Here is a 6,518-nt window from a genome sequence, read left to right as displayed (position 1 = left end):
CCGCGGCGGGGGGCGCGTCGCCGCCGGGGGCGGGAGCGGGGGCCGCGTCCGGGGCCGTCGGAGCTGGCGCCGGGGCCGGGGCCGGGGCGTCGGCCAGGGCGGGGGGCGCGTCGCCGCCGGGGGCGGGAGCGGGGGCGGGGGCCGGGGGGGCGATCGGGGGAGGCGGCATCTCGGCGTCGGCCGCCGGGTCGCCCCCCTCGTCGTAGCCGGCCAGCTCGTCCGACTCGGGGTCGGGCACGTCGCCCCCCCCGCAGCCCGTCAGCCCGAAGGCCAGCGCGCCCGAAAGCCCGAGGCCGTACAGCCAGGTGGTCCAAGGTCTCATGGCGTCCCGTCCTCCGCTCGCGGCCCCTCCGCGCGACGCCCGCCGCCGCGCGTCTCGATGGATCCTCGCCGATCTCCCATTATGTCGGCCGTCGCGGCGCGCGGGAAGGGGGCGCCCACGCGCCCCCGCGTGGAGGGCCGGAAAGATCGCCGATTTCAAGAGATCCGCGCGGTCGGGCGCTCGATCCGTCCGCCGTCCGGCACTTGCCGGCGCGGCGGGCGCGGGATAGACTGGAGGCCTCGCCCTGGTCGCGAGATCGCGCGGATTCGTCGGAGCCGAGACACCATCGCCATGAGCCCACAACACCGGACCATCCTCCTGGTCGACGACGATCACGAGATCGTCGAGTCGATGCGGACGATCCTTGAGAACCGAGGCTACCGCATCCTCGTCGCCCGCGACGGCAACTCCGGCCTGATGGTCGCCGAGCGCGAGAACCCCGACCTGCTGATCCTGGACATGATGATGCCGAAGAAGAGCGGCTTCCTCGTCCTGGAGAAGCTGCGCAGCCGCCCCGGCGGGCTGATCCCCACCATCATGATCACCGGCAACGAGGGGAGCCGCCACCGCGCCTACGCCGAGATGCTGGGCGTGCGCGACTACATCCGCAAGCCGTTCGCGATGGAGAAGCTCGTCCGATCCATCGAGAGGATCCTGGGCGTCGAGCCCCGCCCCGCCGGCCGTCACGACGACGAAGTCTGATCCGGTCCGGTCCGCCCCGATCGATCCCCGCCCCGCCCGCCGTCACGGGATCGCGAAGCCCAGCCCCGCGAGGATTTCCGCCAGCGCCAGCAGCGGGAGGCCCGTGATCGCGGCGTGGTCGTCGGACTCGATGCGCCGGAACAAGGCGACGCCCCCCCGTTCCAGCTTGTAGCTCCCCGCGCAATCGACGGGGAGGTCGCGCGCGACGTACCGCTCGATCGCGGCGCGGTCGAGCGGGCGCATGGTCAGCCGGGCGACGTCGGTGTGTTCGAACCGGCGGCCGGGGGCGAGGACGACCATGGCCGTGATCAGCTCGTGCGTCCGGCCGGCCATCGCCTGGAGCTGGTCGGCCGCCCGCGCCGGGTCGCCGGGCTTGCCCAGGATCCGGCCGTCGAGAGCGACGAGCTGGTCGGAGCCGATCACGACCGCCGCCGGCACCCGCGCGGCGACGGCCTCGGCCTTGCCGCGCGCCAGCGCCTCCGCCAGCGCGCGGGGCGTCAGGCCCTCGCGCGGGAACGCCTCCTCGTCGAAGTCCGGCGGGACGGCGCGGAACGGCACGGCCAGTCGTTCCAGCAGGGCGCGGCGATAGGGGGACGTGCTCGCCAGGATCAGCTCGGGGGGCGGGATCGTCATGATGACATCCCCGATCCGTGTGTTCGGAGCGGGGCCCGCATCACGCCGGCTGGGCCATGAGGGCCTCGCGGAGCTTATTAAGGACGCGGGTCTTCTCGTTGCTGACGGTCTTGGGGGCGACGCCCCAGGAGTCGGCGATCTCGGCGGGGGTGCGGCCCATCAGGGAGTCCTGGATCAGCCGGGCCTCGCGGGGGGTGAGCGAGCGGTCGATGGCCTCGCGGAGGGCGTCGAGCCGGGCGCGGGACTCGGAGTCGTCCGGCGACGCGGCCATGTCGTCGAGCGGCTGATAAGAGCGCTCGCGCTGGACGCGCTTCTTGATCATGTCGACGGCGCGGAAGAAGTCCATCCCCTCGGGGGTCTCCTTGGAGAAGACCTCCTTGACGCCGCCGCGGCCGACGTCGGCCAGCATCGCGTCGAACCGCCCGCGGCCGAGCTGCTGCAGGAGCGTCGCGTAGACCGCCTGCGAGGCGTCCTCGTAGCTCTGGGGCGACAGCCCGGCCCGCTGCCACGAGCGGACGAGGTAGCGGTCGAGCTGGTTCAGCCCTGAGGCCATCGCCCGCTCGTCGGCCGGAGCGACGACGGTCGGCTCGGCCGTCCGCAGGCTCGCCAGCAGGTCGTCCAGGCGGCCGGACAGCAGCGCGGCGTCCCAGCTCTCGGCGGTGAGCCCTGGCGAGGGGGAGAAGGTCGGCGAGGCCGTCGGGATCTCGGCCAGATTTTGGGCGTCGGTCGGGAACGCGGCCAGCGCCGCGGCGTGCGCGCCGCCGGAAAGGAGCCGCAGCGCCTCCATCCCCTCCACGGCCGGTTTGTACGACCGGGCCGCGCGTCGTTCTCGCCCCGTTCCTCCCGCCACGGTATCCGCTCCTCTTCCGCTGAGCCCCCGGACGCCAGGCCCCTCGGCCCGTCTCCTCCCTCGAGATCCTACGCCGCCGGCGGCCCAATTCGGATCGATCCCCGCGCTCAACTTAATCAAACCGCCACGACCCGACGAGGGCAATTTCTCGGACAGCGTGATTGCATGATATTGTTGGCCGCCCCCGCCGTCCAGTCCTCCCGATGGAATACGGCGGGGGCGGGGGGGTCTTACGGCGGCTCCGGGTTATGGTCGCGCCTCGCCCGCGGGGGCCGGGCTCGCGAGGTTCCGTCGGATGAAGTCGATCATGAGCCTGGAGTAGTGGGGGCTGTAAATCCCGTGCCGAGATCCGGGGTAGATCATCAGCTCGAAGTCCTTGTCCGCGGATTGGAGCGCCTGGACGAGCCGCATGGCGTTGCGGACGGAGACGTTGTCGTCGACCGCGCCGTGGACGATCAGCAGCCTGCCGTGGAGGTCCTTGGCGGCCTCGACGACCGACGACGCCTTGTAGCCCTCGGGGTTGTCCTGGGGGAGCCCCATCAGGCGTTCCGTGTAGATGGAATCGTAGTCGTGCCAGTCGGTGACCGGCGCGCCGGCGATGCCGCAGGCGAACAGGTCGGAGTGGGTCATGGCGAACGCGGTCATGTAGCCGCCATAGCTGTGGCCGGTCATGCCGATCCGGTCGCCGTCGACGTAGGGCCGCTGCTTCAGCCAGGCGATGGCGTCCTTGATGTCCTCCAGCTCCTGGATCCCGAGCTTCCGGTACGCCGTCCAGGCCGAGGCCAGCCCCTTGCCGCTCGCGGGGCGGGGGTCGACGCGGAAGACGATGAAGCCTTCCGAGGCCAGCGCCTGGTCCCAGGCTCGCCCGCCGGCCCAGGTGTCCACGACGACCGGCGCGTGCGGGCCTCCGTAGGTGGTGAACCAGACCGGGTGCTTGACGTCCGGGTCCAGGTCCGGCGGCAGGATCACCTCGCCCTCCAGGACGACCCCGTCGCGCGCCGGGATCTGGACCCGTTCGCGCGGCCCGAAGCGGTACTCCTTGATCCGGTGGACCGGGTTGGAATCGACGACGCGAACGGGCGAGCCGTCGGCCTCCAGGAGCGTCGCGCGGGCGGGCGTCTCCAGGTCGGACCGGCTCGCGAGGAACAGCTTGCCGTCGGGCGAGGCGTTGACCTGGTAGCTCCCGGTCCCCGAGGTGATCCGCTCGACGGGCCCGCCGGGCCTCGCGCGGTAAAGCTGCGTGGCCATCGGCGCGTCCTTCGTGCCCAGGAACGCGACCGCCCCGGTCTGGGGGTCGAAGTGCTGGATCTCGCGGACTTCCCACTCCCCCTCGGTGAGGCGGCCCTTCGGCGAGCCGTCGGCGGCGTGGTGGTACAGGTGGGGCCAGCCGTCGCGGGCGCTCAGCCAGAGGAACGAGCCGTCGGCGAGGAACCGGGGCTCGGCCGGGTCGGAGATCCACGCCTTCGTCCGGTCGCGGAACAGGACGTTGGGCGTCGAGCCGTCGACGGGGACGTTGAGCAGGTCGAGCCAGGTCTGCGCGCGGTCCTGGACGCAGGCGAGCACGGCGGCGGAATCGGGACGCCAGTAGACGCCGCTGATGAGCGAGGCGTCGGCCGAGTATCCCGACAGGTCGGCCCAATGCGCGGGCCCCCCCTCGGCGGCGACGATCCCCAGCCGGACCTTCGGGTTGGGGTCGCCGGCGCGCGGGTAGCGGTTGACCTCGACCCGCCGCGGCGACTCCTGGTCGTGCAGCATGGTGAGCGTGGGGACGTGGGCGTCGTCGAACTCCATGAAGGCGATCCGGCGCGAGTCTGGGCTCCACCAGTAGGCCGACCACGATCGGCCGAAGATCTCCTCGAAGTAGACCCAGTCGGCCCGGCCGCGGCGGAGGTCGGTCGAGCCGCCGGTCGTCAGCGCGCGGGCCGGTCCCCCTTCCAGGTCGACGACGTGCAGGTCGTAGTCGCGCACGAAGGCCACGCGCTTGCCGTCGGGGCTGAACCTGGGGTCGGTCTCCTCGGCGGGATCGTTGGTCAGGCGGACCCCGCGGGAGCCGTCCAGAGCGATGTAGTACAGGTCGTTCTCATGGCTGAACAGCAGGCCGTCGCGACCGGGGGCCGGCGTGCCGCCGCGGACGAGCCGCCGCGACAGCTCCGCCGCGGTCTTCTCATCGATCGACGGGATACGCTTCAGGGATTCCAGCAGCGTCTCCGGCTTCGGGCCGAACGGCTCGGAGCGGCCGGTGCGGGCCTCGACCTTGATGGCTCCGTCCTCGGTCTGACGGACCCAGTGGTCGGGGTCGATCCATTCCACGGAGACGGGCGAGCCCGAGAAGTTCAGGCCGCGCGTGCTCCCGGCGGCGTCGAAGGCGATCGGCTTCGGGGCCGCGGGGGCGTCGGCGATCGCCTCGGCGTCGGCGGTGAGGAGCGCCGTCGGCTTCGGCAGGCGGACGACGGGGGAGTCGGCGCCGCCCGCGGTCGCGATGATCCGCCATGTCGCCAGGCCGTCTTCCGAGCGAGGCTCCAGCAGGTAGGCGGCCAGCGCGCCCAGCGGCTGCGCGTCCATGACGACCAGCGACCCCGCCGGCACGCGCCGGGTTTCCCCACGACGGGTCGTCTTCAGCTCGACGACGTCCTGATGGTCCCAGCCGCCGGGGGACTGGGGCGAGACCTCGTCCACCCGATCGACCTCCAGGTCGAGGTCGATATCCTCGCGCAGCTCCCGCGCGGCGATCCCGTGGCGTTGGAGCAGGGCGAGGGCGTCGCGGGCGTCGGGCGGGAGGATGTACGCGAACGGGCGGTCGACGGTCTCGACGGCCTCGAAGTCGACGAGGACCCGCGCGGGGTACTCCTTCGGCTCGTCGGTGGCGACGCGGCGGCCGTCGGCCTCCCGTTCGACGAACCCCAGGATGGGTTCGGCGTCGGCGAGCGGCCGGGCCTCGTTGCGGAGGGCGACGCGGCGGGGCTCGACCGGGCGCTTCGCCGTGGCGGCGTCGCGGGCGTCCGTCAGGAGCTTGCGGATCTCGTCCTTGCGCGCGGCGGACTGCTTGAGGCATTCGCGGACGAAGTCGCGGGTGGCCTCGACGCGGGCCTTGAACGGGTCATAGGCGTAGGCCTCCGCCAGGATGCCGATCCGGTTCCGCAGGCCGACGTAGTTGGCGCCGAACCGCCCCAGCGCGGGGAAGCTTTCCCATCGCTCGAAATCGCCGCCGAACGAGCCGTAGTAATAGGCTTCCAGGCCGGTGGTCTGCTTGAAGCCCGATTTCACGGCCGGGAGCAGCGTCTCGCGGGCGTAACGGATGACGTTCGGGTCGCCGGCCGGGTTGCGGGGGCCGTCGTAGGTGACGGCGTAGCGGTGGTGGGAGCCGTTGGTCGCGTGCGTGTCGATGAAGACGTGCGGATCCCACTCGTTGAGGGCCTTCACCAGGGCGCGGGTCTCGGGGGCCTCGAGCTTGATGAAGTCGCGGTTGAGGTCCAGGCCGCGGGCGTTGCCGCGCGTCCCGACGCCCTCCTCGGGGCCGACCTGGCCGGGGCGGTTGTCCCTGGCGATCCGCTCGTTGCCGTCGGCGTTGAGGATCGGGGCGATGACGAGGACGACGTCCTTGAGGATGGCGGGATGGGGGTCCTCGGCCAGCTCGCGGGCGAGCATCAGGAGGGCTTCCTTGCCGCAGACCTCGCCGCCGTGGATGTTGCCGATCGCCATGACGACGAGCTTGCCGGAGCGCGCGGCCTCGGCCGCGGTCTTCACGGGCGGGTCGGCGATGATCAGGAGCGGGATCTCCCGGCCCTCGGTCGTCTCGCCGAGCCTCGCGCGGACGACGTTCGGCGACGTCTCGGCGAGCCGGTCGCACAGGGCGACGACGTCCTCGTGCCGCGCCGTGGCCTTGAAGTCGGACCGCTCGGCGACCGTCGCGAGGTCGGCCGTCGGGGAGGGGGCCTGTGTCAGCAGCGCGAGCAGCAGGATCGACGAGAGTGCCATCGTCGCGGATTCCTCGGTGTCTCTTCAAAGCCCTCG

4 protein-coding genes and 1 pseudogene are annotated in these 6,518 nt (G+C 72.3%); 1 reads left to right on the top strand and 4 read right to left on the bottom strand.

The window, feature by feature from the left end:
• Positions 1–322 (bottom strand): annotated as a pseudogene (locus WG209_RS18080) (hypothetical protein); the annotation flags it as partial.
• Between the two features lie 291 nt (positions 323–613).
• On the opposite strand from WG209_RS18080, the gene WG209_RS18075 reads away from it, so the two are divergent.
• On the top strand, positions 614–1,024 hold the full coding sequence (locus WG209_RS18075) for a response regulator (protein ID WP_337176482.1): 411 nt from the start codon (positions 614–616) through the stop codon (positions 1,022–1,024).
• Between the two features lie 42 nt (positions 1,025–1,066).
• Here the strand turns inward: WG209_RS18075 and WG209_RS18070 are convergent, their stop codons facing one another.
• The 3 genes from WG209_RS18070 to WG209_RS18060 all read right to left on the bottom strand — a co-directional run bounded on the left by WG209_RS18070 (position 1,067) and on the right by WG209_RS18060 (position 6,482).
• Positions 1,067–1,657, bottom strand: a complete 591-nt coding sequence (locus WG209_RS18070) for a nucleoside triphosphate pyrophosphatase (protein WP_337176481.1) — start codon at positions 1,655–1,657, stop codon at positions 1,067–1,069.
• Positions 1,658–1,697: 40 nt separating this feature from the next.
• Positions 1,698–2,507: a sigma-70 family RNA polymerase sigma factor gene (locus WG209_RS18065; RefSeq protein WP_337176480.1), complete on the bottom strand. Its 810-nt coding sequence runs from the start codon at positions 2,505–2,507 to the stop codon at positions 1,698–1,700.
• A gap of 246 nt (positions 2,508–2,753) precedes the next feature.
• The gene (locus tag WG209_RS18060; RefSeq protein ID WP_337176479.1) at positions 2,754–6,482 is read right to left on the bottom strand and encodes a DPP IV N-terminal domain-containing protein; all 3,729 of its coding nucleotides are present in this window, start codon (positions 6,480–6,482) and stop codon (positions 2,754–2,756) included.
• Positions 6,483–6,518 lie beyond the last annotated feature (36 nt).

It is taken from the genome of Paludisphaera sp., assembly GCF_037189885.1.
GTDB lineage: Bacteria > Planctomycetota > Planctomycetia > Isosphaerales > Isosphaeraceae > Paludisphaera.
Note: the sequence above shows the minus strand (reverse complement) of the source record. Positions and strands in the feature narration are given on the sequence as shown.